General features: G+C 62.4%; 24 protein-coding genes. 7 read left to right on the top strand and 17 right to left on the bottom strand.

The genetic code is table 11. From position 1 onward, the window contains the following. The first annotated feature begins 37 nt into the window (after nt 1–37). Complete coding sequence (locus AC3IMC_RS17620; protein WP_490919989.1) at nt 38–1369, top strand: M20/M25/M40 family metallo-hydrolase; 1332 nt, start codon at nt 38–40, stop codon at nt 1367–1369. Nucleotides 1370–1435: 66 nt separating this feature from the next. Here the strand turns inward: AC3IMC_RS17620 and pdxS are convergent, their stop codons facing one another. Further along, the gene (pdxS, locus tag AC3IMC_RS17615; protein WP_490919988.1) at nt 1436–2362 is read right to left on the bottom strand and encodes a pyridoxal 5'-phosphate synthase lyase subunit PdxS; all 927 of its coding nucleotides are present in this window, start codon (nt 2360–2362) and stop codon (nt 1436–1438) included. 72 nt (nt 2363–2434) lie between these two features. Further along, nucleotides 2435–2656, bottom strand: a complete 222-nt coding sequence (locus tag AC3IMC_RS17610; protein ID WP_490919987.1) for a hypothetical protein — start codon at nt 2654–2656, stop codon at nt 2435–2437. Between the two features lie 247 nt (nt 2657–2903). On the opposite strand from AC3IMC_RS17610, the gene AC3IMC_RS17605 reads away from it, so the two are divergent. Further along, a complete protein-coding gene (locus tag AC3IMC_RS17605; RefSeq protein WP_490919986.1) occupies nt 2904–3485 on the top strand; it encodes a helix-turn-helix domain-containing protein in 582 nt (193 codons plus the stop codon). 47 nt (nt 3486–3532) lie between these two features. Here AC3IMC_RS17605 and AC3IMC_RS17600 read toward each other — a convergent pair whose 3' ends face one another. After that, complete coding sequence (locus tag AC3IMC_RS17600) at nt 3533–4105, bottom strand: helix-turn-helix domain-containing protein (protein WP_490920078.1); 573 nt, start codon at nt 4103–4105, stop codon at nt 3533–3535. A 196-nt stretch (nt 4106–4301) separates the two neighbouring features. On the opposite strand from AC3IMC_RS17600, the gene AC3IMC_RS17595 reads away from it, so the two are divergent. From AC3IMC_RS17595 to AC3IMC_RS17585, 3 genes are all read left to right on the top strand, one after another. Next, nucleotides 4302–4685 carry a RidA family protein gene (locus AC3IMC_RS17595; protein WP_490919985.1) on the top strand — a complete coding sequence of 128 codons (384 nt, stop codon included), beginning with the start codon at nt 4302–4304 and terminating at the stop codon, nt 4683–4685. A 74-nt stretch (nt 4686–4759) separates the two neighbouring features. Then, nucleotides 4760–4981: a hypothetical protein gene (locus AC3IMC_RS17590; RefSeq protein ID WP_490919984.1), complete on the top strand. Its 222-nt coding sequence runs from the start codon at nt 4760–4762 to the stop codon at nt 4979–4981. A 91-nt stretch (nt 4982–5072) separates the two neighbouring features. Beyond that, nucleotides 5073–6755, top strand: a complete 1683-nt coding sequence (locus AC3IMC_RS17585; protein WP_490919983.1) for a thiamine pyrophosphate-binding protein — start codon at nt 5073–5075, stop codon at nt 6753–6755. A gap of 775 nt (nt 6756–7530) precedes the next feature. On the opposite strand, the gene AC3IMC_RS17580 is transcribed toward AC3IMC_RS17585, so the two are convergent. Beyond that, the gene (locus tag AC3IMC_RS17580) at nt 7531–8901 is read right to left on the bottom strand and encodes an NAD-dependent succinate-semialdehyde dehydrogenase (RefSeq protein WP_490919982.1); all 1371 of its coding nucleotides are present in this window, start codon (nt 8899–8901) and stop codon (nt 7531–7533) included. 125 nt (nt 8902–9026) lie between these two features. Further along, nucleotides 9027–10154 carry an aminotransferase gene (locus AC3IMC_RS17575; protein WP_490919980.1) on the bottom strand — a complete coding sequence of 376 codons (1128 nt, stop codon included), beginning with the start codon at nt 10152–10154 and terminating at the stop codon, nt 9027–9029. Between the two features lie 266 nt (nt 10155–10420). Here AC3IMC_RS17575 and AC3IMC_RS17570 point away from each other — a divergent pair, with 266 nt between their 5' ends. Both AC3IMC_RS17570 and AC3IMC_RS17565 read left to right on the top strand, forming a co-directional pair. After that, nucleotides 10421–11860 (top strand): amino acid permease, encoded by a 1440-nt coding sequence (locus AC3IMC_RS17570; protein ID WP_490919978.1) that lies wholly within the window; start codon nt 10421–10423, stop codon nt 11858–11860. An 86-nt stretch (nt 11861–11946) separates the two neighbouring features. Continuing rightward, complete coding sequence (locus AC3IMC_RS17565; protein WP_490920077.1) at nt 11947–12873, top strand: EamA family transporter; 927 nt, start codon at nt 11947–11949, stop codon at nt 12871–12873. Between the two features lie 217 nt (nt 12874–13090). On the opposite strand, the gene AC3IMC_RS17560 is transcribed toward AC3IMC_RS17565, so the two are convergent. The 12 genes from AC3IMC_RS17560 to AC3IMC_RS17505 form a co-directional block, all read right to left on the bottom strand. Next, nucleotides 13091–13897 carry an EAL domain-containing protein gene (locus tag AC3IMC_RS17560; protein WP_490919977.1) on the bottom strand — a complete coding sequence of 269 codons (807 nt, stop codon included), beginning with the start codon at nt 13895–13897 and terminating at the stop codon, nt 13091–13093. A 52-nt stretch (nt 13898–13949) separates the two neighbouring features. Further along, on the bottom strand, nt 13950–14879 hold the full coding sequence (locus tag AC3IMC_RS17555; RefSeq protein ID WP_490919976.1) for an urea transporter: 930 nt from the start codon (nt 14877–14879) through the stop codon (nt 13950–13952). Continuing rightward, a complete protein-coding gene (locus AC3IMC_RS17550) occupies nt 14876–15910 on the bottom strand; it encodes a HoxN/HupN/NixA family nickel/cobalt transporter (RefSeq protein WP_490919975.1) in 1035 nt (344 codons plus the stop codon). Before AC3IMC_RS17550 ends, AC3IMC_RS17555 begins: the two co-directional genes overlap by 4 nt. Next, a complete protein-coding gene (locus tag AC3IMC_RS17545; RefSeq protein WP_490919974.1) occupies nt 15910–16815 on the bottom strand; it encodes an urease accessory protein UreD in 906 nt (301 codons plus the stop codon). Before AC3IMC_RS17545 ends, AC3IMC_RS17550 begins: the two co-directional genes overlap by 1 nt. Continuing rightward, nucleotides 16812–17429: an urease accessory protein UreG gene (gene ureG, locus AC3IMC_RS17540; protein WP_490919973.1), complete on the bottom strand. Its 618-nt coding sequence runs from the start codon at nt 17427–17429 to the stop codon at nt 16812–16814. Before ureG ends, AC3IMC_RS17545 begins: the two co-directional genes overlap by 4 nt. A gap of 12 nt (nt 17430–17441) precedes the next feature. Next, entirely contained in the window at nt 17442–18122 is a 681-nt protein-coding gene (locus tag AC3IMC_RS17535; protein WP_490919972.1) for an urease accessory protein UreF, read from the bottom strand. Beyond that, entirely contained in the window at nt 18103–18585 is a 483-nt protein-coding gene (gene ureE / locus AC3IMC_RS17530; RefSeq protein WP_490919971.1) for an urease accessory protein UreE, read from the bottom strand. Before ureE ends, AC3IMC_RS17535 begins: the two co-directional genes overlap by 20 nt. A 9-nt stretch (nt 18586–18594) precedes the next feature. Next, nucleotides 18595–20340, bottom strand: a complete 1746-nt coding sequence (ureC, locus tag AC3IMC_RS17525) for an urease subunit alpha (protein ID WP_490919970.1) — start codon at nt 20338–20340, stop codon at nt 18595–18597. Beyond that, nucleotides 20337–20666 (bottom strand): urease subunit beta, encoded by a 330-nt coding sequence (locus AC3IMC_RS17520; RefSeq protein ID WP_490919969.1) that lies wholly within the window; start codon nt 20664–20666, stop codon nt 20337–20339. The genes ureC and AC3IMC_RS17520 overlap by 4 nt, the downstream gene beginning before the upstream one ends. Nucleotides 20667–20675: 9 nt before the next feature. Continuing rightward, nucleotides 20676–20978, bottom strand: a complete 303-nt coding sequence (locus AC3IMC_RS17515; RefSeq protein ID WP_490919968.1) for an urease subunit gamma — start codon at nt 20976–20978, stop codon at nt 20676–20678. A 1211-nt stretch (nt 20979–22189) separates the two neighbouring features. Continuing rightward, nucleotides 22190–22807: an RES domain-containing protein gene (locus AC3IMC_RS17510; protein ID WP_490919967.1), complete on the bottom strand. Its 618-nt coding sequence runs from the start codon at nt 22805–22807 to the stop codon at nt 22190–22192. A gap of 3 nt (nt 22808–22810) precedes the next feature. Then, nucleotides 22811–23203 carry a hypothetical protein gene (locus AC3IMC_RS17505; protein ID WP_490919966.1) on the bottom strand — a complete coding sequence of 131 codons (393 nt, stop codon included), beginning with the start codon at nt 23201–23203 and terminating at the stop codon, nt 22811–22813. Between the last annotated feature and the right edge of the window lie 374 nt (nt 23204–23577).

Raw genomic sequence — 23577 nt, 5'->3', positions numbered from 1 at the left:
GGCCCAGCCGGGTTCGGCTGGGCCCGCGGATCGGCAGGTGGGTTCCGGCTTCGAGGAAGTCGTGGAGATCTGTCGGGATCTCATACGGATCGACAGTTCCAACTATGGGGACGGGTCAGGCCCGGGGGAGAGGGCAGCAGCCGAGTACGTGGCCGCCAAGCTCGCTGAGGTGGGCATTGCGTCCACACTCCTGGAACCCGAAGTCCGGCGTACCAACCTGGTGGCACGGGTTCCCGGCCGGACCGGCCCTGCGCTGCTCGTCCATGGACACCTGGACGTAGTACCAGCCGACCGGGCGGTGTGGGCGGTGGATCCGTTCGCCGGTGAAGTGATCGACGGGTTCCTTTGGGGGCGGGGCTCCATCGATATGAAACACATGGTCGCAATGATCCTCACGGCCACCAGGGAAATGCAGCGGCGGAGGGTGCAGCCTCAGCGCGAGCTTGTTCTGGCATTCCTTGCCGATGAGGAGAACGCCTTCACCCTGGGTTCCCGGTGGCTGGTGAACAACCACCGGGACCTTATCGCTGACTGCACCGAAGCCATCAGCGAAGTGGGCGGCTTTTCAGTACAGATCCGGCCGGACCAAAGGATCTACCTGCTGGAATCCGGGCGAAAAGGTGTCGCGTGGCTGCGCCTGACAGCCCGGGGGACCGCAGGCCACGGCTCCATCACCAACCCCCGCAACAGCATCGGCATCCTATCGGCAGCCGTGGCACGCATCGCGGGCCACCAGTGGCCCCTGCGGCTCACCGACGTGTCCGGGCAGATGACAGAAGCCCTCGCAAAACTTGGCGCACCTGACCTGTCGGGTGATCCTGACACGCTCCAGGACAGTGTCCTCGCGCCAGTTGCCGGCATGCTGACCTCATCCCTGCGCCACGTGGCCAACCCTACGGTCCTGAAGGCAGGGCACTCACTGAACGTAGTGCCAGGCAGCGCCGAAGCGTATGTGGATGGCCGTTTCGTCCCGGGGTACCAGGAAGAGTTTCTGGAGGAACTGGCCTTCCTCGCCGGCCCCGACGTCGCGATGGACGTTATCGATCTGACAGCAGCAGACCAAGCCGATCCAGGAGCCTCACTGGTCGCCGCGATGCAGGCATCCCTCGCGGCCGAGGATCCCGGATGCAAAGTTGTTCCGTATACATCCTCGGCGTCCACCGACAATGCCTCCTTTGCCGACATCGGCATCCAGGGCTACGGGTTCGCACCCTTGAAACTTCCTCCGGGGTATTCCTTCTCATCCATGTTCCACGGTACCGATGAACGTGTTCCGGTCGAGGCGCTCATCTTCGGCGCCCGCGTCCTGTACCGCCTGCTCACCGGTGAAGACCCGTCCTTTCCCCGGACAGTTCCGTCGGATGGATGAACCCAAAAATGGGTGGCCGCCTTACATGGCAGCCACCCATTTTCCGAGCTCAAGGTCCTAGGGCCTTCACCAGCCTCGCTCGGCGAGGCGGTGCGGTTGGGGGATCTCGTCGACGTTGATGCCCACCATGGCTTCGCCCAGCCCGCGGGAGGCCTTGGCGATGACGTCGGGGTCGTCGAAGAAGGTGGTGGCCTTCACGACGGCGGCAGCGCGCTGGGCGGGGTTGCCGGACTTGAAGATGCCGGAACCGACGAAGACACCGTCCGCGCCGAGCTGCATCATCATGGCAGCGTCAGCCGGGGTGGCAATGCCGCCTGCGGTGAACAGCACCACGGGGAGCTTGCCGGCCGCAGCCACTTCCTTCACGAGTTCGTAGGGGGCCTGCAGTTCCTTGGCCGCGACGTACAGTTCGTCCTCGGGCAGGGAGGAGAGCCTGGCGATCTCGGAGCGGATCTTGCGCATGTGGCCGGTGGCGTTGGAAACGTCGCCGGTGCCGGCCTCGCCCTTGGACCGGATCATGGCCGCGCCCTCGTTGATGCGGCGCAGGGCCTCACCGAGGTTGGTGGCGCCGCAGACGAAGGGAACCTTGAAGTTCCACTTGTCGATGTGGTTGATGTAGTCGGCCGGGGTCAGGACCTCGGACTCGTCGATGTAGTCCACGCCGAGGGACTGCAGGACCTGGGCCTCGACGAAGTGGCCGATGCGGGCCTTGGCCATGACCGGGATGGACACGGCGTCGATGATCTGGTCGATCATGTCCGGATCGGACATCCGGGACACACCGCCCTGGGCGCGGATGTCGGCAGGAACGCGCTCCAGCGCCATGACAGCCACGGCACCGGCGTCTTCGGCGATGCGGGCCTGCTCGACGTTGACGACGTCCATGATGACGCCGCCCTTGAGCATCTCGGCCATGCCACGCTTTACGCGGCTGCTGCCCGTGACGCTGTTCGGCTCGGCTGGAGGGGTGGTGGAATCGTGCGGTACTGGCATGGTGGGTCCTTGCTTGATCGGGGGACGGGTTGGGGCGGGAGTTGGAGTCAGTGGCTAAGGATGCACAGGGGTTCAGTACGCGTATCGCTCACGAGTCAGCCCGTAGGGAACTTCATCACTGAGGCGGATGCTGAAATCCCCTGGCGCGTGCCGGGTCACGAGAATGCCGCGGGAAGTATTGCCGGGAGCGGCTTCGCGCACACGTTCAATCGCAGCGGACAGGGCGTCCGGGACTACGTCGGCGCTGTCGACGGTGACGGTAACAACGGCCGGGTCAAGCATCGAGGAAAGCATGTTCTGCTCCTTGGCGTGTGGGGAAAATGCTCCTCCACTACGGCCGGATGAGGCAGCGCCTAACCGGCCGGCTGGCAGGAAGAGGGAAGAGCCAACATGAGCAATAAAATACTCACAAGAGCAGTATAGGGTTAGGGATGCGGCCAAACAAGAACGCTTTTGCAAAATGAGCAACTGAGATGTGACACCAGCTGATACGCTCCAAGTGAGCACTTTATCACTCACTGTGACACAGGGGAGCAGGAACATGACCGAGGTCGACGCAGCGGGACAGTCGCTGATAGCACTCGTTGGCGGCACGATTAAAAAGCTGCGAACTGCTCAAAGGGTGTCGGTTACGGACCTGGCAAAGCGTTCGGACGTCAGCCGGCGGATGCTGACGGCTATCGAAGCGGGCACCGCCAATGCCTCTCTGGTGACACTTGACAAGGTCGCCCGCGCCCTGGGCGTGGAATTTTCCGCTCTGGTCCGTTCAAGGACCGACAGCCCGGTTGAGCTAATTCCCAAAGATGAGGCCACCGTCGTGTGGCGGGGAGGCGAAGGAAATCAGGGCCGCGTTTTTACCACGACAAAAAGCCAGGGACCCGCCGAGATGTGGGACTGGACCTTGGCGCCCGGCGGCCATTACGACGCTGAGCCGGACCCTCAGGGTTCTGAAGAAATGCTGGCGGTTATCCGCGGCACCCTCAGTCTTGCTGTAGACGGAGAAACCTATGCCGTCCCTGCCGGTGGCGTAGCCCGCATCGCGACTGACCGCACCTATTCCTACAGAAACGATTCCAGTGATGAGGTCAGCTTCGTAAGAATCGTGGTTATCAACACTCCTTAATACAGCCCGGGTAACAGTGCCTCGGTTACCGCGCAGGAACCAGAGGCTTAAAAGACAGCGAGCTCAGGGTTCTCGAACCTGACATCCGGGATTCCCGTCCAGAGCGCTCTGGACATAGTGGGCCACTTATTGATCCAGGTAATGGGCCCGCGCATGGAAAGTGTCAGGGCATCCCCGGGCTCAAGAACATACTCGGATCCTTGGGTATTTAGGAGCGAATGGCCCTCTGCTTGCACTGCAACGAGTGCTCCAGGTCCGTGAACAGCGCAACTGCCCCCGCCACGCAGCACGGCGTTGACCACCAGCAGGGAGGGGCTGGCCTGTTGAGCCACAGTCTGGATCGAGAGTCCGGCCGGCCCCCGCTCGTCAAAAAGGGGACCGGTGGCCGACACAACTCTGGCAGCAGGTTCCTCCAAGGGGTCGAGCACGTCCTCTACGCGAAGCCGCAAAACCGCACACAGCGCAACAAGCCTTGGCAGGCTTGCCACCCTTTCCCCGTTTTCCATTCTGCTGAGGGACCCGACGCTTACCCCGACTGAATGGGCGAGCACGGCAAGGGTCATCCCCAGCTCCGTCCGACGCTTTCTGACCCGCCGTCCGATCAGCTGCTGCGTTGCCACCTCGTCCGTTATCAGTGCTTTGTCCCGCGGCGACCTAATCAACTCCTCACCAATTCACGCCATTAGAAGTGAGAACCAAAGTTATTGATTGTCCCAGATCTGTGCAGTATATTGCTCTCTAGGTACATTGTACGGCCCATCAGCGGGCCTATGCGCCTCCCTGACAACCCCTGATACAGACGAAGGAACGACACTTATGGAACAGCGAATCATCGATACGGCTGCCGCCCCGGCCGCCGTCGGCTCCTATAGCCAGGGAAAGCAGATAGGTCGGTTTCTGCAGCTCTCAGGGCAGCTTGCCATCGACCCGGTCAAGGGCGGGATTCTTGTCGGTGGCATCGAAGCCCAAACCGAGCAAAGTCTGAGTCAGATCACTATCCTGCTGGCCGAGGCGGGCGCTTCCTGGGCCGACGTGCTAATCAGCCGTGTTTACCTCGCCTCGGACGACGACTTCGATGAGTTTGACCGGGCCTACAGCAGGATCGTTCCGCAACCTTTTCCGGCACGAGTGACAGTGGGCGCCCAACTGGCCCCCGGCGCCCTTGTCGAAATCGACGTACTGGCCGTCGTGGCGGATTAAGTACTGCAGAAAGATCGCCGCGTCTGAAGTTGCAGGGAAGGAATCCTGCAGCTTCCGTCCAAGGAAGGGCAATCATGGAAGCGCCTATCAGTACCGTCAGGACCCAAGCCAAGGGATGGGACAGGTTGGAAGTAGGTCAGGAAGTGGTTCTGGTCCACCCCGGGCTGACGCCGGTCGCCGGCACCGTTGATGCCATGACTGACGACCGGGAAATCATCTGGGTCATATCCGTGCCACGGCGGCGGCGAATCATTCACATCGACGATGGCTACCGCGTCCTCCACGAGGGCCTCTGAGGCTCATACAGAACCGGGCCAATCCCGCGGACGCGCCCGGCGTCGCCGGGATCAACCGGAACACCAACAGAATCAAGGAACAGAACTAGCCATGCATCAAGAAACCTCTGACATCACGAGTCAGAATGTCCGCAACGGCGGTGACCTTGTCGTCGAGACCCTCGAAGCACTGGGAGCCAAGACCGTCTTCGGCATCCCGGGCCAGCATGCCCTGGGACTTTTCGACGCCATGGGACGGGGCAACCTGCACTTTGTCTCGTCCCGGGTGGAAAACAACAGTGCCTTTGCCGCGGATGGATACTCCCGTGCCACCGGCGAAGTGGGCGTGCTGTTTTTGTCCACCGGCCCCGGGGCGCTGACCTCGCTGGCCGGACTGCAGGAGGCGTACGCCACGGGAGTGCCCATGGTGGTGGTGGCAAGCCAGATTCCGCTGGAGGGCCTGGGTGCGCGGCGCAAGGGCATGTTGCACCAGCTCGATGACCAGAAGGCTTCGGCGGCAAACGTCACCAAGAGCCAGCGGCTGATCCAGCATGCGTCCGGCATTCCCTCGGCCATCCAGGACGCCTGGACCGAGGCCATCTCCTCGCCGCAGGGACCGGTCTGGGTCGAGATCCCCCAGAATGTCCTGCTGGATCCGATCATGGTTCCGCCGGTGGAAGATGCGCTGGCAGAGGCGGCGGACAACCCGCCGCGGATTGAGCTGGTGCGCGAAGCGGTCAAGTGGCTGGAAACAGCTAAGCGCCCCGCCATCATTGCCGGCGGCGGAACCCGCCGCGGCAAGGCGGAGAAGTCGCTGCTGTCGGTCGCAGAGAAGCTGCGCGCGCCGGTGATTTGCACGCCCGGCGGCAACGGGGCTTTCCCCTGGAACCATGAACTGTCCCTGCAGTCCTGGATCGAGGACCGGTACATGACCGACGTCCTCGAGGACGCCGACGTCCTGGTGGTGATCGGCTCGTCCCTGGGCGAGGTTACGTCCAACTACTTCACCTTCGAGCCGCGCGGCAGGATCATTCAGATCGACGCCGAGCCGCGCGTCCTGGAGTCCAACCGTCCGGGTCTTGGTATCCGGGCGGATGCCGGGAAGGCCCTGGCGGCATTGGACGCCGCGCTCATCCGGGAGCAGCCCACGGAGCCTAGCTGGCACGGGATGGCACCGGAAGAGCTGGTGAAGGAGTCCCTTGCCAAGGTCAAGGCACGCTTGGGGTCTCAGGATCTCGGCAAGGAACTGAAGTTCATGGCAGATATCCGTGAAGCAGTCCCGGCAGGTATGCAGACGTTCTGGGACATGACCATCGCCGCATACTGGGGCTGGTCCTGCTGGGATGCCCGTGATGGTCAGTTCCACTCAGCCCAAGGCGCCGGCGGTCTCGGCTACGGTTTCCCTGCGGCCATTGGTGCAGCTACGGGCCTTGCATCGCGCGGCGGGTCCGGGCGGGTACTGGCAGTTTCCGGCGACGGATCATCCATGTACTCCATCAGCGAACTGGCCACCGCGAAGCAGCACAACGTGCCCGTCACCTGGCTGATCGTTGATGATGGTGGTTACGGCATCCTGCGCGAGTACATGGTGGGCGCCTTTGGCAAGGCCACGGCCACCGAACTGGCCCGGCCCGACTTCGTGAAGCTTGCAGAGTCGTTCGGCGTGCCGGCTACCCGGGTGGCCCCGGAGGATGTGGGGGCCGCGCTCAAGGCCGGATTCGCCGCTGACGGGCCCAACGTCGTCGTCGTCGAAACGCTCCTGACGATGTTCGCACCCACCCATCTTGATGGGTGACCAGCGGTCAGACTCATGTCGAAAGGCCTCTTCGCGTTGATACTACGCAAAGAGGCCTTTCGTCATTCCTGTTCCAGACTGGCGTCCTCTTAAACTCGTGGCGCAGGGCGTGCTGAATTCCGAGGCGAATGCGAGCGGACGGAGCACGACTGGTTCACTGGCCCAATTATGGTGAGACATCAGTCCGTTTCGGGTCCTGCACAGTAATGGCAGTCCTCATCGCACTCGCGCATGTCTTCGCCGACGGATGACCCAGAGCGTGGCGCGGCTTCACGTCGCTGCGTCTCTTCGGTTTGTCTAAGCATCTAGTGCACCTTCCGGGCCTGTTCGGACCCATCGTCCTGCTGCATGGTCTGCAGATTCCTTAGGTCTGTCACTACAGCACTGATCCTGGCGTTTCGGGTCATTAGGTGGTGGGAGGGCCGTTTTCTTTGGCTTGGGGAGGTGGCAGCCGGGCGTTGGGGGAGAACCCGTCGTAGGGGATCGGCGGCGTCGGTGGCCCTGCCTTGCAACAGCTGGACCACCGGGTCAAAGAAAAGCGGAAGGTCCCCGGGGTCCTGGCCCTCGGTTGACCTCGGGCCCGAATACCGGCTTGCAGGTAATGGCATTAGGTACTGGCGCTCAGTGTCCAGGCGCGGCTTGGGCGGCGCCTTGTCGTCTCTCATGATTCCTCTTGCAATTGCAGGTGTCCTTGCAGAAATTCTCGAGCAGGGACGGGAATTCTCTTTCCCGTGCTTCCCTGTCCGGCCAGGGATGGCATGGCCCGGGATGGTGGTTAGCCAATGGTGCGGATGAGTTTCCTGTTGGCGAATTCATCGACACCGTACCGGCCCAGTTCCCGTCCAAACCCTGACCTTTTGACCCCGCCGAATGGGAGCTCGGCAGACTCGGCTCCGACGCCGTTGATAAAGACCATGCCGACCTCGAGCCGGTCCGCCACCCTCAGGGCCTGTTCGGAATCGGTGGTGAAAACGTAGGATCCAAGGCCGAAAGCGCTGTCATTGGCGGCCTTCACCGCCTCATCTTCGGAAGAGAATTTCTGGATAGAGGCAATGGGACCAAAAAATTCCTCGTAGTAGGCTGGGTTTTTCGGGTCCAGCCCGTCCAGGAGAGTTCCGGGAAAATAGGTGCCCGAACGGGTGCCCCCGGTCAGGACTGTCGCTCCCGAATCCACTGCCAGGTCGAGCTGTTCCTGGAGACGGTCTGCGGCCGCAGTCGAGGACACGGGTCCAAGAAAGGTGCCGGGCAGTGACGGATCGCCGGGGGATACCCTGCACAGCGCCTCCGCGAAACGAGCTTTAAACGGCTCGTAGAGGTCCTCTGCTACAAGGAACCGTTTGGCGGCATTGCAGGCCTGACCGTTATTGTCGAGCCTTGCCGTGACCGCGCATTCCACCGCGGCGTCGAGGTCCTCGGTGGACAGGAGGATGAAAGGATCTGATCCACCCAGTTCAAGGACAACCTTCTTGAGGTGGCGTCCCGCCACCTCGGCTACGGCAGCGCCTGCCCGCTCCGATCCGGTAAGGGACACGCCCTGAATCCGGATGTCTGCGATAATTTCGGCAATTTGTTCGTTGCTGGCGTAGATGTTTGTGTAGCCGCCTTCCGGGAGGCCTGCTTCGAGGAACAGGTCTTCGATGGCGGCTGAGGAAGTAGGGCACTGCGGTGCGTGTTTGAGCACCACCGTGTTGCCCAGCAGCAGATTGGGGGCGGCGAACCGGGCCACCTGGTAGTAGGGGTAGTTCCAGGGCATGATCCCCAGCAGGGCACCGATGGGGCTTCTGCGAACCAAGGCACTTCCGGTGCCTGAGATCAGCTCGATGGGCTCGTCCTGGAGGAATTCATCCCCGTGGGCGGCGTAGTAGTCGTAGATGTCGGCGGTGAAGTCCACCTCGCCCAAAGCCTGGGAACGGGTTTTGCCTACTTCCTCCACGGCGAGTTCGGCCAGATGCGAACGGCGTTCCCGGTGAAGGTCCCCGACACGTTTCAACAGCCCGGTGCGCTCCGCCACGGTGCTGGCGCGGCCCCAGCTGCGGTAGGCCGCATCGGCAGCGCTGATGACGTTCTCGAGGGCCTCGCCTGTGATGAGTGGGTACTGGGGGCCCCGATGACCCGTTGCAGGATTGATGACCTGGTATTCGGACATGACACTCGATTCTTTGCTGGTGCAGGATGCTGAAAAGCCGCGTGGAACGCGCCGTGGCGTTCCCCGCGGCTTCTGCTGGGGTGCGGGATCCGGACCGGGAGGAGTCGGGTCCGGTCCGGACGGGCTTAGGACTGTGCGCGCCGGGCGAAGAACTCGCTGACCTTGGCAAGTCCCGCACGGAGTACTTCCTCGTTGTTTGCGTAGCCGATGCGAAGGCAGCCTTCGAGGTCAAAAGCGCTGCCCGGGGTCATCAGGACCCCGACCTCTTCCATTAGTGCAGCTGCCAGTTCAGCGGAGGGCTCCCCGGTGTTGTATTCCAGGAGGGCAGTGGTTCCCCCAGCGGGCTTGACGTAGGTGATGGCCGGCTCCTGCTGAACCCATTCGTCGAGAATGGCGAGGTTAGTCCGGACAATGGACCGGGAACGTTCGAGGATCGTGTCCTTGTTTTCCAGTGCGATCCGGGCCAGAACATCATCAATCATGCCGACGCTGATGGTGTTGTAATCGCGCCGGATAGCGACCCGCTCAATGAGCTCGGTCGGGCCAGCCACCCAGCCCAGGCGCAGGCCAGCCAACGAGAAGGACTTGGACATGCTCGCGGTGCTGATGCCGCGGTCGTAAACGTCCGCGATGGAGGCCGTGAAACCGTCGCCATCTTGTGCCGTGCCCCGGTACACCTCATCACAAAGGACGTACGCCCCAACAGTCGCGGCGATGTCTGCGATGGACTGCAGCATCTGGCGGTCCATGACCGAACCGGTCGGATTGTTCGGGTTGTTCAGGACGATGAGCTTGGTGTTGGAACTCACCATAGCTTTGAGCTCGTCCAGGTCAGGCAGGTACCCGTTTTCGGGATGCAGCTTCAGCAGCTGGACGTCAGCTCCGTAGCTTTCCGGGATGGAGTAGTGCTGCTGGTAGGTCGGCAGCACAGAGATGACGCCGTCACCGGGTTCGACCAGGGTCTCGTGCACAAGGGCGTTGGCACCAATGGCACCGTGGGTCGTAATGGTGTTCTCCGGCTTGAGCGTCTCGTAGAGGCCGGCGATTAGTTCACGAAGCCGGTCCGAGCCTTCGATGGCGCCGTACGTGAGCTTCATGGGCAGGATCTCGGCCAGGAATGTCTCCTTGCGGCCTGCCATCGTCAGGAGCTGGTCCACGGTAAGGGACTCAACGCAGGTCTCGCCCAGGTTGTAGATACAGTCGTTTTCGTACCGGTTCATCCAGATTTCAACGCCGAAGTCTTTGATCTTCATGGCAGCTCCAAAAGTCGGTGGCACCCGTTGGCCACAGTGATCCAAAAGGCAGGTGAACAACCCGCCAATGCTGTTACTTATATTGCCCAACTGAGCATTCTCTGTCAAGGTCTCGTGAAGCTGTATTAGAGTGCGCTAAATATTGCTCTATAAGGCAATATATGCCTAGTCTTGGTCGCGGTGATCTACACCACCACCGCGCCACCGGCGCCGCGGGCAACGAGACTTCATCCCCGCGGGCCGCCCACATGTTAGGAACTTCCGGGATGTCCCCACTTCTTACAGACGCTTTTCGCAAGACCACGGTCGCCGCTCACGGCGATGGTTCGCCCGAGGGGAAGGGCAGCCTCCGCCGGACCATGGGGGTCTTCCAGCTGTCCACGCTTGGTATCGGCGCCACCGTGGGAACGGGTATTTTCATCGTTCTCACCGAGGCTGTGCCCGTAGCCGGACCAGCCGTCATCTGGTCTTTCGTCATCGCTGCAGTTGTAGCCGGGCTTACCGCACTGTGCTACGCGGAAATGGCCAGCGTCATGCCTGCGTCGGGTTCCTCGTACTCCTACGCCTACGCGACACTGGGGGAACTTCCCGCCGTTGGCGTGGGGGCGTGCCTCCTGCTGGAATACGGCGTGTCAGCAGCCGCCGTTTCCGTGGGATGGTCTGAGTACCTCAACCAGGCCCTGGAGAACCTGTTCGGGTTCCGCATCCCGGAAGCGCTCTCGAGCGCGCCTGAGGCCGGGGGAGTGGTCAACCTCCCGGCAATCGTCCTGGTCATACTGTGCTCGCTGTTATTGATCCGGGGAGCCAGCGAATCAGCCAAGGCCAACGCCGTCATGGTACTGATCAAGATCGCCGTCCTCATCATGTTCATCGTGGTCGGAATGACCGGCTGGAACTCGGACAACTTCTCGAACTTCGCGCCCATGGGGCTCGCAGGCATTACCGGGGCGGCAGGAATCATCTTCTTCTCCTACATCGGGCTCGATGCGGTCTCGACAGCCGGAAACGAAGCCAAAAACCCCTCCCGGAGCATGCCCCTGGCCATCCTGATCACCCTGGCTGTTGTCACCGCCCTCTACGTCGCCGTGGCACTGGTCGCCGTGGCGGCACAAGGAGCGGACAAATTTGAGGGCCAGGAAGCCGGCCTGGCCGCGATTCTGCAGGCGGTCACAGGATCAACTTGGGCAGGTACCGTCCTTGCCGTGGCGGCCGTGATCTCCATCTTCAGCGTCACCCTCGTCGTCCTCTACGGCCAAACCCGCATCTTCTACGCCATGAGCTGCGACGGACTCATCCCACCAGTCTTTGCCAAAGTCCACCCCAAAACCCGAACCCCCGTGGCCGGGACGATCATGACCTGCGTCGCCGTCTCGGTCCTGGCAGGGTTCCTGCCCATCAATTTCCTGGCGGAACTGACCAGCGTCGGTACTCTCGTCGCCTTCCTGGTTGTGGCCATCGCGGTCATGATCCGCAGACGGAACTCCCCGGGCGCCCCGGCCCCCTTCAAAGTCCCCCTCTATCCGGTCACGCCGATCCTCGCCATCGCCGGATGCCTCTGGATCATCAAGGACCTGCGCTCCGTTACCCTTATCGCCTTCCTGGTCTGGACCGGTCTTGCCTTGGTCTTCTACTTCACCTACTCCGTGCGCAACTCAAAGCTGAACCAGAACCACCGCGCACTCACCGAAACCCGTTCCAGCCGGTGAAAGGCCCTGTGGAAGGGCAAATGACCAACCGCTGAGCCATGTGCGCCAATGGAGGGGCTGCGTCCGGAAATGGAACCCGCATGACTATGAACCGCCGAGTAAAAGTCCCCGTCCCGCCGTGGGGAATGGCCATAACTGCAATTATTTTGATCCAGCTGGGCTCGGCCCTGTCCATACCTTTGGTCGAAGAAATCGGCCCCGCAGGGGCTGCGTGGCTCAGGCTCAGCATGGGAGCTGTCATTCTCTTGGCGTTAGCCCGCCCGCCACTGCGCTCCCTCAGACGAAGTGATGTGCTGCCTGTGCTAGGGCTGGGCATCACAACCGGCGTGATGACGATGGCGTTCCTCGCCGCAATCGAACAAATACCGCTGGGCACCGCCGTGGCTGTCGAGTTCCTCGGGCCTCTCACGGTCGCGGCAGTCCGCAGTCACACCCATAGGGCCCTCCTGTGGCCAACCTTGGCGCTCTTCGGCGTCATCCTGCTGACCGAACCCTGGCAGGGCAGCTTCAACCCGGCCGGGCTTGCATGGGCGGCCCTATCAGGCATCTCCTGGGGAGCCTACATCCTCCTCACGCAGAGAATCGGGGACCGCTTCACCGGCATCGGGGCACTGTCCATGACCATCCCCCTCGCCGCACTCACTGCAGCCATCGTCGGGATCCCCCAAGCCTCGGGGGAAATCAGCCTTGAGACTGTAGCGATCGCTGCCGGGCTCGCCATCTTGCTGCCCGTACTGCCATTCGCCCTCGAAATGTTGGCCCTGCGCGGAATGACAACCACCGCATTCGGCACCTTAATGGCTCTCGAACCCGCCGCTGGAGTCCTTCTGGGGCTAATCATCCTCAACCAACAACCCTCTGCAGCCCAGGTCGTGGGCATCTCACTTGTCGTCCTCGCCGGCGCGGCAGCGCAACGCGGCGGGCACCGGAATAAAGGTGCTGATGCAGAGAAGTCACCCCTGTCGACCTCGGTATCCGAAGCTGACCGGGTAGGAGACCGAATGCGCCCTTAGGAACTTGTCGCCCAGCCCGTGGCCACGGGCGCAACCCTGATCACACCATCCCGGCGAGTTGTTTCTGCATTTCGCTTCTGTAATTCTCCGCACGACTCAGCATCCAAAGGGTCCGGAGTTGCCCCGGCTTCTACGTGCCCCATGAAGAGCCGATAATGCAGATTCCGTCAAGCTGATGGTGAGGTGCTGGGGGAGAGGGCATATTCGCTCCTCCACGTCAGGGTGAGCGACTGGCAGCGGTCTTGCCCGCATCGCTGTCGTGGTACGGGTCCTCGGATCGGTCTTTCCCTAGTTTAGGGCTGACGTAAAGGGCCGCAGGGCACTCCGAAGATGCCAGCCAAATGTTCGATCCCATTACGGTGACGAACTCCAGTGGATCGAGGGGCTTGCCGAACAGATAGCCTTGTGCGCGGTGGCAGCCTACGGCGCGCAAGGCGTCGAAATGATTTAGTGTTTCGACTCCCTCCGCCACGACACGAATCCCCATTCCGTGACCGAGGCCGACGATTCCGGCAACGAAGGCGGATGCACTATCAGTACCGAGGTGCCGGGTGAATGGCCGGTCGATTTTGACCTCGGTGGCCGGTAAGCGGTGCAGCTGCGAGAGCGAGGAGTATCCGGTTCCGAAGTCGTCAATCGAAATGCCCACGCCGAGGGCGCGGAGCTTTCTAAGGTTGCGGATGTTCGTCGGAGCTTCTGTCATTGCCTGTGATTCTGTCAGTTCCAGGCATAGGGCTTGCGCAGGAAAGGCGCTTTGCATCAGGGTCTTTTGGACAGCCGAAGGGCGGTGAGGGCGGCTTCGATCACCCCGTGAGGTCGCTTGTCGGCAGGGTTTAGCGCCAGTGTTCTTAGGCGCAGGGCAGTGCGGTGGTGTCCCAGATAAACACCGCCACAGCCTCTCGAGTGCCTCCAGCAGTCTGGATAGGACCGAGCCGTCAAAGCCGGCATCAGATATGGCTCGTCCGGATTCATAAGACAAGCCGCCACTGGGACTGGGATTGTTGGGAGGCCTCCGTGCTGGCATGCCGTCGAAGTCTCGATACGGACAGAGATGACGGGGTGCGTGGCTGATCTGTCTAGGAGCGTTGATTGAAGCCGGGAATGTGCTGGAGTACGACCAGCATGAACCAGGTGGCAAGGATGAAGGGCCATGTGTAGACGGGGAGGGCTGTCAGGCCCATAATCCAGGCGAGGAAGGATGAAAGAACGACGCCTACTGTGGCTGCTGCCCATGGCTGCCAGGTGCCCCGCAGGAAGACTGCCGCCAGTGCTATGGCTGTCAGGACGCCGGAGTAGCCGAGGAGCCCGTGGGCCCATGCTTGGACGTCGGAGCCGGTGGCGAGGTCCATGCCGGCTTCCAGGGCGCTGCCGAGGAGCGCGGCAAGGCCTACCTTCCAGTGGGCGATGAAGAGTCCTATGAGGATGACGGCGCCGGCGGTGGCTGAATCGACCAACACCACTTCGGAAATGTTGCTCAGGATCGCTTGGCCGGTGTTGGCCAGGACGTTTTTCGGTACTTCGCCAAGGTCTGTGTGGGGGCCGTGGAGCGGGGTGTGGACGGCGAAGAGTACCCCGGCGACGATGCAGAACGGTGCTGTGGTGACCGGGAGGGCGTATTTGCGGATGGAGGGGTGGTAGAAGAGCCAGGCGAGGGCTACGGTGACCGGTCCGCAGGCGAGGCCGCCGAGGATGGCGAACGCGGCGGCGGGCCAGGTGAAGCCCAGGGCAGCGTATTGTGCCGCTCCGACCAGGGCGCCGCAGTAGCCATGCAGCCCGTTGCCCAGTTCAGCGAGCCTGCGTCGGCAGATCACGCCACTTAGGGTTGAAAATATGAGCCCGGCCACAGCGAGGGTGGCCATTCTCCAGTTAGCGATGGCAAACCCCGTGAGTACGGCGAGTCCGGTCCAGGCGTTTGTTTGGAAATAGATTTGGCTCAGGCCGCGTGTGGTGGCGGTGAACCAGTTGAGGCTTTTGACGGTTTCCGAGTGCAGGTATTGGGGGATCATAGTGGGCGCCTCCGCGCCAAGAGTGTGGCTACGGCCCATAGAACGGCGAAGCTGCATACCAGCGCAAGCCCGGCGTCCCCGAGGTCGATGTGGGCAAGCCAGGTGGTGGCAGGGTTATTCCAGCCCAGGATGTGGACCAGGCCGCTCAGGGTAAGGATGGCAACCAGCAGTGCGGAGAATGCCGACAGCCCGGTGATGATGGTATTGAAACCAAGCCGGCGTTGGGGATTTTCGATGGCTGACGTGTACATGCGCATCATGGCTATGCCGTTGAGGGAGTCGCACAGTGTCATGGCCGCGGCGAAAGCCAGTGGAATCGTCATCAGGGCGACTGGTGATACCCCTGCCAGTGTCGCGGCTGTTGTCATGACCAGCAGGCCGATCGTGGTTGCCGTATCAAATCCCAGGCCGAACAGGAAGCCGATGACGTAGATGTTCCGTGGCCGTTGGACCTTGGCCAGGGGCTTGCTCAGCAGGCGCGCCATGAATCCCTTGGGTTCCAGGTCTTCCTCGCTGATCCCGCCTCCCTTGGCGGCTTTTCGGTAGGCCTGCGCGGCCTTGAGGAAGGCCGAGCCGTTGAAGATGCCCATGAACAGCAGGAAGAGTCCTGAGACTGCACTGCCTGTCAGTTGCAGTACGAGATTGCCTGTGCTGCCGTCTTGCATTAGCCGGCCGGCGACGGACACCCCGGACACGATCAGCACGCCGGTCAGGACAACGACGGAACTGTGGCCCAGGCTGAAGGCAAATCCCACACTCAGTGGGTTTTTGTGCTGTGCTGCGAACTTGCGGGTGGAGTTGTCGATCGCCGCTACGTGGTCCCAGTCGTAGCTGTGCTTCACGCCGGCCAGGTAGGCGGTGACGACCAGGCCGAGGGCGATCGGGTGGGCAGCGGCGGAGCCAATCCACAGCATGACCATGGTGGCGCAGTGAAGCAGGAGTACGGCGGCGGCGACGCTGAGCAGGCGGCTCTTTGCCGGCAGGTGCTCGCGCCGGCGGTACAGGGAAGCGAGATTGCCGAGTGCTGTCATCAGTACTTCCTGAGGTCCAGCGTTTGCTGGCCGTACCAGCGCTGGCGGAGCAGACCGCTGCAGGCTCCCAAGAGGTGGTTGAGTTCTGCTGTGCTGTTGGACAGGGACCGCAGAACCAGGCCCCTGGTTCCTGAGCGTAACGCGGTCAGGGAGAGACCGCTGAGGGCATCGTAACCGGCGGCCAGGACGTGCAGTTCGTCCGCCAGGTTTTGGTCCACGCGTCGGTCAACGACGATCAGCGACCCGAGGTGGCTGTAGCCCTCCATGAATCCCATCCCGGTGATATCTGCCTGCGGCGGCCGGATCAGCAGGTTGTCCAACGCCAGCAGGTGCCGCCCGTCGGTACCGGAGACGTAAATCTCGTTCTTGAGCCGGAGTTCTTCGTACTTGAATGATGAACCGTCGGGGGACCAGCCGGGTGTGACCACTTCTGCCATGATGAGGCTCGACGTTGGGCTCACGGTTACGTGCGTCCGTTGCCGGTAGCTCGCCTCGCGGTAGGCGATCAGCTGGTCCGGTGCGAGCTCCAGCCGCGCACCGTCTCCCAGCCGCAGGGTCGTGATCTGCTCGGCAAACGACCCTGGAGTCCGGTAAATCTTGGTAGCCGACTGCGTGGTCAGCAGCAGTGAAGCGCCGGCTTCCACCTCGACGTCAACGGTGAACAGGTCGGCACCAAGGTAGGCGCCTCCGGGGTTGACCATGACGTAGCAGACCTGCCCGGAGTCATCGAGGTAGTGCGGCCGCAGCACACGCAGCGCGCCTTGATGGTACTGATGTACGGCCACTGAGCGCTGGCCGTGGGCGGCGACCCGAAGCTCCAGCACCCCCATCGGGATCCGGGGCGGGAGCTCCGACGGCGGCCCCGGAGTTATCACCTGGAGCGGTTCGGCGGTCCTGGTGCTCATTCGGCCAGATCGAGCATCAGGACGTCGCGGCGGATCCACTCGATTACCTTGTCGAGCCCTTCGTCGGTCTTCAGGTTGGTGAAGCAGAACGGCTTGTCGCCGCGGAATTCCTTGGAGTCCTGCTCCATCACTGACAGGTTGGCACCGACATGAGGGGCCAGGTCTGTTTTGTTGATGATGAACAGATCGGACTTGATCATGCCCTGCCCCGCTTTGCGGGGAATCTTCTCGCCCTGGGCCACGTCGATGATGTAGATGGAGAAGTCGACGAGCTCGGGACTGAACGTGGCCGAGAGGTTGTCGCCCCCGGACTCAACGAAAATGACCTTGAGGTCCGGGTGCCGCTTCTTGAGTTCCTCGATGGCGGCGGTGTTCATGGACGTGTCTTCCCGGATGGCGGTGTGCGGGCAGCCGCCGGTTTCAACGCCGAGGATCCTGTCCTGGGGGAGGATTCCGTTGGCGGCCAGGATTTTCGCATCTTCGATGGTGTAGATGTCGTTGGTGATGGCGGCCATGGAGATCGCACCGCTCATGTGGCGGGTGAGCCGCTCCACAAGCTGGGTTTTACCGGCTCCCACGGGGCCCCCGATACCGATAATGATGGGTTCAGTCATTCTTTCCTCCTGCTAACTCATAAACATGCGCGCACGCTGCCGTTCGTGCCGCATCTGCGAAATTTCCATACCGGGGCTCATGGCCCCAAAATCGTCCGGCGCAAGTTCCCCGATCCGCTGCACCGCGACGGCGACATCATTGGCAGCCACGCCCAGCAGCCGCTGGCCGGCGTTCTGGCCCAGCGGAACGGCCCGCACGGCGTTCTGCGTCAGGGACGTAACTGTGGCGAACAGGTACGCCGGCAGCGCCTCCGCCAGCGGGACCCCCAGGGAGCGGGCGACGACGGCGAACGCCAGCGGCTGATGGCCTTCGGCCCGGCCGCTGGTTACCAGGAGCTGGTAGCCGGCCAGCTCGGTCGACGGGAAGACCTGTGCGCCGATCTCCAGCAACCGGCCGCCCATCGTGATGCTCGCTTCACGTACCTGCCGCGGAAGGAGCTGGGCGCTGAGCACGGGATCCAGTTCCGCGACGGGAACCCCCTCGTACAGGAGCCGGATGGCCATCCCGTCGGAGTAGGTCAGCTGCTGCCCAATAAAAGCCGAGAGCCAGCGCCCGAACGTGCCTGCGTCGTGGATCAGCCCGCGCTCGATGTACGTCTCGAACCCCAGGGAGTGCGCAAAGGCCCCCGTTGGAAGCGCCGAGTCCGTCAGCTGCTGGAGCGCGAGCTGGTAGCTAGTGCGAGTGCTCGGCATGGCGGAAAGGAACCGGCATGATGCGTTCCTGACGGTCGTAGGGAACACCGACATGCTTCAGATAGTCCTCCACCGTGTGGTCATAAGCGCAGACCATCACGTCGGCACCATACTCGGAGGAGGCCTCAAAAAACTGTGCCTGCAGGTGCCTGTTGCCAAGCGAGTGCGCGACGATGCCCATCTCATGGATGGACTGCGGCGCGATCACCAGGACGTCGGTGGGCAGCACGGACACCACGATCATGTTGGTGCCCTCCACGTGCAGGATGTCGCCGTCGCGCAGGTCGGCCGAGCCGGCCGGAAGCCGGATGCCGATTTCCTTGCCATGGTCGGTGGTGACCCGCTGGATGCGTTTCACCAGTTCGGCGCTGGGCAGTACTACGTACTCCCGGTGCAGCCCGTCGTACTCGCCATCATGATCGGACAGCTCGTGCAGGTTGCCCAGGATCTTTTCGATAATCACAAACCGCTCCTAGAAGAGGAAGTAGCGCTGGGCCATGGGCAGCACATCCGATGGCTCGCAGGTGACGTCCTCGCCGTCGACCGTCACCTTGTAGGTTTCGGGGTCAACTTCGATGTCAGGGGTGGCATTGTTGTGCTTGAGATCGGCTTTGGTCAGGGAGCGGATGCCCGACACCGGGCGGATGACCCTTTCCAGACCCAATTCCTCCGGCACGCCGGCCTCGATCGCTGCCTTGGACAGGAAGGTGATGGAGGATCGCTGCAGGGATTTCCCCAACGTGGCGTACATGGGCCGCATCGTACGGGGCTGGGGAGTGGGAATGGAGCCGTTGGAGTCGCCCATCAGTGCGTAGGCGATCTGGCCGCCCTTGAGCACCACTTCGGGCTTGACGCCGAAGAACGCCGGGTCCCAGAGGACCAGGTCGGCGAACTTGCCCACTTCCACCGAACCGATCGAGTCCGCCATACCCTGTGCGATCGCAGGATTGATGGTGTACTTCGCGACGTAGCGCTTGAGCCGGAAGTTGTCACTCTCTGCCCCGGCGCCGTTGTCAGCGCCGTGGATGCCGCCAGCAGGGTCCTTGAGCACGCCGCGCTGCCGCTTCATCTTGTCCGCCACCTGCCAGGTCCGGGCCACCACTTCACCCACCCGGCCCATGGCCTGGGAGTCGGACGAGGTGATCGCGAAGATGCCAAGGTCCTGCAGGACGTCCTCGGCCGCGATGGTCTCGGCCCGGATGCGGGAATCGGCGAACGCCACGTCCTCGGGGATGGCAGGGCTGAGGTGGTGGCACACCATCAGCATGTCCAAGTGCTCCTCGATAGTGTTGCGCGTGTACGGCAGCGTCGGGTTGGTCGAGGCGGGCAGGACGTTGGGCATGCCCGCGATCTTGATGATGTCCGGCGCGTGCCCGCCGCCGGCGCCCTCGGTGTGGAACGTGTGGATGACGCGGCCATCGATGGCCCGGATGGTGTCCTCCACGAAGCCGCACTCATTGAGGGTGTCGGTGTGGATGGCCACCTGGACGTCGTACTCGTCAGCCACCTTGAGCGAGGTGTCGATCGAGGAGGTGGTGGCACCCCAGTCCTCGTGGACCTTCAGCCCGATGGCGCCTGCGCGGATCTGCTCGGCGAGGGGTTCGACGGCGGACGCATGGCCCTTGCCGAAGAGTCCGACGTTGATCGGGAGCCCTTCGATGGCCTGGAGCATGTTGGAGATATGCCATTTGCCCGGCGTGATGGTGGTTGCTTTCGTGCCCTCGGCGGGGCCGGTACCGCCTCCGACCATGGTGGTGACGCCGCTGCAGAGGGCGGTGGGCACCTGGTCGGGGGAGATGAAGTGGATATGGGTGTCGATGCCGCCGGCGGTGAGGATCTTCCGTTCCCCGGCGATGATCTCGGTGCTGGCGCCGATGACGATGTCCACGCCGTCGGTGATCTGGGGGTTGCCGGCCTTGCCGATCCGGAAGATATGCCCGTCTTTGAGGGCGACATCTGCTTTGTAAATGCCGGTGTAGTCCAGGATGATCGCATTGGTGATAACGGTGTCCGGGACATCTTCATCCCTCGTGACTTGACCGTTCTGGCCCATACCGTCGCGGATCACCTTGCCCCCGCCGAAGACCACTTCCTCGCCGTAGACGGTGAGGTCGTTTTCGATCTCGAGGAAAAGGTCTGTGTCCGCCAGACGGATGGCGTCCCCAGTGGTGGGGCCGTAGAGGTCCGCGTACTGCTTACGGGAAATTTCGAGACTCATTTGGTTGCTCCTTCAGCAGTCGTGAGCGGCCCATTGACGGCGTTGCTCAGCCCATAGACTTCGCGGTTTCCTGCCAGTTCGATCAGCCGGACGGGCCTGCTGTCTCCGGGTTCGAACCGGGCGGCGGTGCCGGCGGGAATGTCCAGGCGCCGGCCGTATGCCGCCTTCCGGTCGAAATCCAGGGCCGTGTTGGCTTCGGCAAAATGGAAATGCGACCCTACCTGTATCGGCCTGTCGCCGGTGTTGGTGACCTGGACGTCGATCGCATCGCGTCCGGCATTCAGCGTGACGGGCTCGGACCTCAGTGCGTATTCTCCGGGAATCATACGGTGCTCCTAACGGATGGGATCGTGAACGGTGACGAGCTTCGTGCCATCGGGAAAGGTCGCCTCGATCTGCACATCGTGGACCATCTCCGGCACGCCCTCCATGACGTCGTCGCGTGTCAGGAGAGTGGTCCCGTAGCTCATCAGGTCCGCCACGGACCGGCCGTCGCGAGCACCTTCGATCAGTTCGTAGCTGATCAGGGCCACGGCCTCCGGGAAATTCAGCTTCAAGCCCCGGGCCTGTCGTCGGCGCGCAAGGTCGGCGGCGACGACGATCATGAGTTTTTCCTGCTCGCGGGGCAAAAGATGCATCACTTCTCCTTAATAAGGTCGGAGCCGCGAAGCCGGACGTCAGATCACCAAATGCTTGGAACAGCCGGGGACGTGCGGGGCAGCTAATTCGTTATATGCCCTTCCTCGGCAATCCTGCAACGGTGGAAAAACGATTCGTGGGACCCCGGGCGGCCCGCAACCAGCGGACAAAAGGGGCGCAAACTAGTTGCCTGAGGCTATTTTCCGGGCTTTTCAAGCGGCCCGACAGAAGCGCTCCCCATTAAAAAAAGCCGCTGCCGAAGTTCCCGTGAGAATACTCACATCCCCTTCCAGTGCGGGACCGTGCCGGAATAGGGCTAAAGTTCTCCGATGCAGAACGAAACTTCATGCTCGCGGGTTGTGCCATGGGTCATGCTTCAGTGCAGCAGTACCACTGAGGGCCGAGGATCCGAGGAGCGGAGGCAGCGCCTTTCGGCCAACATTCTGCACAGCAAAATCTTGCTCGGCCTAGGATGCCAGCCTGTGCAGGATGGCGGGCTGCTTCGATTATGTTCTCTCGGCGCGCGGGGTAAGGGTTAAGGCCCCACAGCCGGTTCCTGTCCTGCGGTAGGTTCGGCCGACCTTAAGAAGGCTGCGCAGTGAGGCCGAGCGGGCCGAAGTCCTGTAGCCGGAGGCGTGTAGCAAGGAGAATTGCAGTGGGGACGAAGCGGGTCTCGGTTGTCCTCAATGATGACGCCGACGTCCGAGGTCTGCTCAAACGAGTCTGCAAACGGGCGGACATCACCGCCCACGTCGCTGTAGACGGAGCTGCGGGGATTGATGCGATGGGCACTCAATCTCCATCAGTGACTACTTTGGACTACCGAACTCCCCGACATGAATAGGCTGGAAGGGGCCCGGCGCCTGCGCTCGTTCACTGATTCGCCCATCCTTATGGTCACTGCTGCCATAGACGATACATTCGCTTGTGCGTTCTAACCCCGACGTCGGACTCGTTGACTTGGATCGCGGGCGTAGCGTGCTGACGCCGGCCAAATGACCTGATGCTGATCGGCGTCGCTGTCGCGAAGACCAGTGCTTACACCTGCTTCTACTCCCGCGCTTTGAAAGCCGCTAATGGGTATTCCGTCAAGCTTGGGCGAGGACGGGCTGGGGAGGGTGCTATTCACTCTTCCACGTCAGGCCGAGCGTCCGGAGGGCGTCCTTGATTGCATCGCTGGCGTGGTGCAGGTCCTCGGAACTGGCGTGGGTTAGCTTGGGGCTGATGTGCGGGTCGCCGGGGGGTCGAAGATGGCCCAGAGTCGTAGGTCGTCGCCATGGCGGGATGCGAAGGTGACCTCGTCGAGGTCTGTTGTCTCGTAGATCCAAGCGGCGATTGCTTGGGTTAGTCGGCGCGGCCTGGCGCCCTTTAGGGCTGCGGCGTCTAAGTCTAAGAGTCCGAGGCTGAGAGCCCTGCCGACGAAGTACGGATGAAGGACGGCGATGGACCGCGAGTGCGTCACCGCGCAATAGGTGCCGGTAAGTTCGGCTGATGTCGCTGCGCGGGCGTCGAGCCACTCCCGAGGCACCTGCCCGGATACCAGTGTCGGGTGCAGCACGGCATCTTCGTCATCCTCGATGATCTCGTCCAGCTCCGCGGCTAGGCGGGCATCGCGCCGGAAGCCGGCGAGTACCTCGAGCAGGCATGCGCTGAGGCTGGAGCCGGCGTAGACGGTCCGGAAGTTTCCGTGCAGGTCATCCCAGCGTCCTGGGAATCTGCCGTCGGTTGCCCATTCCCAGCCACTCCACGCCCATGGATCGGGGCGGAAACCAATGCGCCATACCCGGGTGTCCGCAGTAGCTGTTGCCAGTTGCTGTTCGGGATCCACCCGTCAGCCTGCTGCCGCAAATGCCCGGGCAGCGGCAAGGACCGCCTGTGCCGCGTCGTCGATCTGGCCTTCGCGCAGCAGACGCGCTGGCGGCACGTCGTCCAGCTGGGGGTTCATCCCCTGGAACCAGGCTTGGACCACGGACCGGGAGTCGTGCTCAGCCAATAGAGCCGCAACGTGGTAGGCATGACGCAGTCGGGTCATGACCTCGGCTGATGGTTTCCGTTCACCGTCGGCCCATTGACGTACAGCCCGGGTTTCTTTGACCGAGCCGATGTAGGCAACGAGCTTGGCGCCAAGGATGTCCCGCAGGTCCCGGACCAGTTCAGGCTCGGGAAGTCGGATGGAATCGTGGTGTGCTTTCAGCCCTCCACGGGCTCCTGCAACTGCTGTCATACCATCATCCTGTCATGAAACAACAGCACGGTTCAATGCCTCAATCACGCCCTAGATCACAAGTGAGTGGATCGCCGAGGGCGCGTTCCCATATCCAGGTCCAGGCATTGGCGTCAGAATGGGGTGAAATCCCGATTTACTGGCAGTCGCGGATGATGGTCTTAAATCCCACCCTGACAATTGGGAGTGTCGGGGAACCGCTGCGGCAGGCCGAGAATCACCCAAAGTAGTCCAAAGAATCCGAACTTGGTGGAAATTGCTTGCGCCCGAGCTGGCGAAGTCACCCCTTCGTCTTGTCCGTGTCGTGGGAACAAGTCACAGCTGCAGCGACAGGCTAATCCTCCCTGGTCAGGCGGCCCAGATGTCAGGTTTGG

This window comes from Arthrobacter sp. E70, from assembly GCF_058266945.1.
Note: the sequence above shows the minus strand (reverse complement) of the source record. Positions and strands in the feature narration are given on the sequence as shown.

Bases quoted from the DNA above. Each gene is read 5' to 3' on its own strand.
- pdxS (WP_490919988.1), bottom strand. From the start codon at position 2,362: ATGCCAGTACCGCACGATTCCACCACCCCTCCAGCCGAGCCGAACAGC.
- AC3IMC_RS17610 (WP_490919987.1), bottom strand. From the start codon at position 2,656: ATGCTTTCCTCGATGCTTGACCCGGCCGTTGTTACCGTCACCGTCGAC.
- AC3IMC_RS17605 (WP_490919986.1), top strand. From the start codon at position 2,904: ATGACCGAGGTCGACGCAGCGGGACAGTCGCTGATAGCACTCGTTGGC.
- AC3IMC_RS17595 (WP_490919985.1), top strand. From the start codon at position 4,302: ATGGAACAGCGAATCATCGATACGGCTGCCGCCCCGGCCGCCGTCGGC.
- AC3IMC_RS17590 (WP_490919984.1), top strand. From the start codon at position 4,760: ATGGAAGCGCCTATCAGTACCGTCAGGACCCAAGCCAAGGGATGGGAC.
- AC3IMC_RS17585 (WP_490919983.1), top strand. From the start codon at position 5,073: ATGCATCAAGAAACCTCTGACATCACGAGTCAGAATGTCCGCAACGGC.
- AC3IMC_RS17580 (WP_490919982.1), bottom strand. From the start codon at position 8,901: ATGTCCGAATACCAGGTCATCAATCCTGCAACGGGTCATCGGGGCCCC.
- AC3IMC_RS17575 (WP_490919980.1), bottom strand. From the start codon at position 10,154: ATGAAGATCAAAGACTTCGGCGTTGAAATCTGGATGAACCGGTACGAA.
- AC3IMC_RS17570 (WP_490919978.1), top strand. From the start codon at position 10,421: ATGTCCCCACTTCTTACAGACGCTTTTCGCAAGACCACGGTCGCCGCT.
- AC3IMC_RS17565 (WP_490920077.1), top strand. From the start codon at position 11,947: ATGAACCGCCGAGTAAAAGTCCCCGTCCCGCCGTGGGGAATGGCCATA.
- AC3IMC_RS17560 (WP_490919977.1), bottom strand. From the start codon at position 13,897: ATGCCAGCACGGAGGCCTCCCAACAATCCCAGTCCCAGTGGCGGCTTG.
- AC3IMC_RS17555 (WP_490919976.1), bottom strand. From the start codon at position 14,879: ATGATCCCCCAATACCTGCACTCGGAAACCGTCAAAAGCCTCAACTGG.
- AC3IMC_RS17550 (WP_490919975.1), bottom strand. From the start codon at position 15,910: ATGACAGCACTCGGCAATCTCGCTTCCCTGTACCGCCGGCGCGAGCAC.
- AC3IMC_RS17545 (WP_490919974.1), bottom strand. From the start codon at position 16,815: ATGAGCACCAGGACCGCCGAACCGCTCCAGGTGATAACTCCGGGGCCG.
- ureG (WP_490919973.1), bottom strand. From the start codon at position 17,429: ATGACTGAACCCATCATTATCGGTATCGGGGGCCCCGTGGGAGCCGGT.
- AC3IMC_RS17535 (WP_490919972.1), bottom strand. From the start codon at position 18,122: ATGCCGAGCACTCGCACTAGCTACCAGCTCGCGCTCCAGCAGCTGACG.
- ureC (WP_490919970.1), bottom strand. From the start codon at position 20,340: ATGAGTCTCGAAATTTCCCGTAAGCAGTACGCGGACCTCTACGGCCCC.
- AC3IMC_RS17520 (WP_490919969.1), bottom strand. From the start codon at position 20,666: ATGATTCCCGGAGAATACGCACTGAGGTCCGAGCCCGTCACGCTGAAT.
- AC3IMC_RS17515 (WP_490919968.1), bottom strand. From the start codon at position 20,978: ATGCATCTTTTGCCCCGCGAGCAGGAAAAACTCATGATCGTCGTCGCC.
- AC3IMC_RS17505 (WP_490919966.1), bottom strand. From the start codon at position 23,203: ATGACAGCAGTTGCAGGAGCCCGTGGAGGGCTGAAAGCACACCACGAT.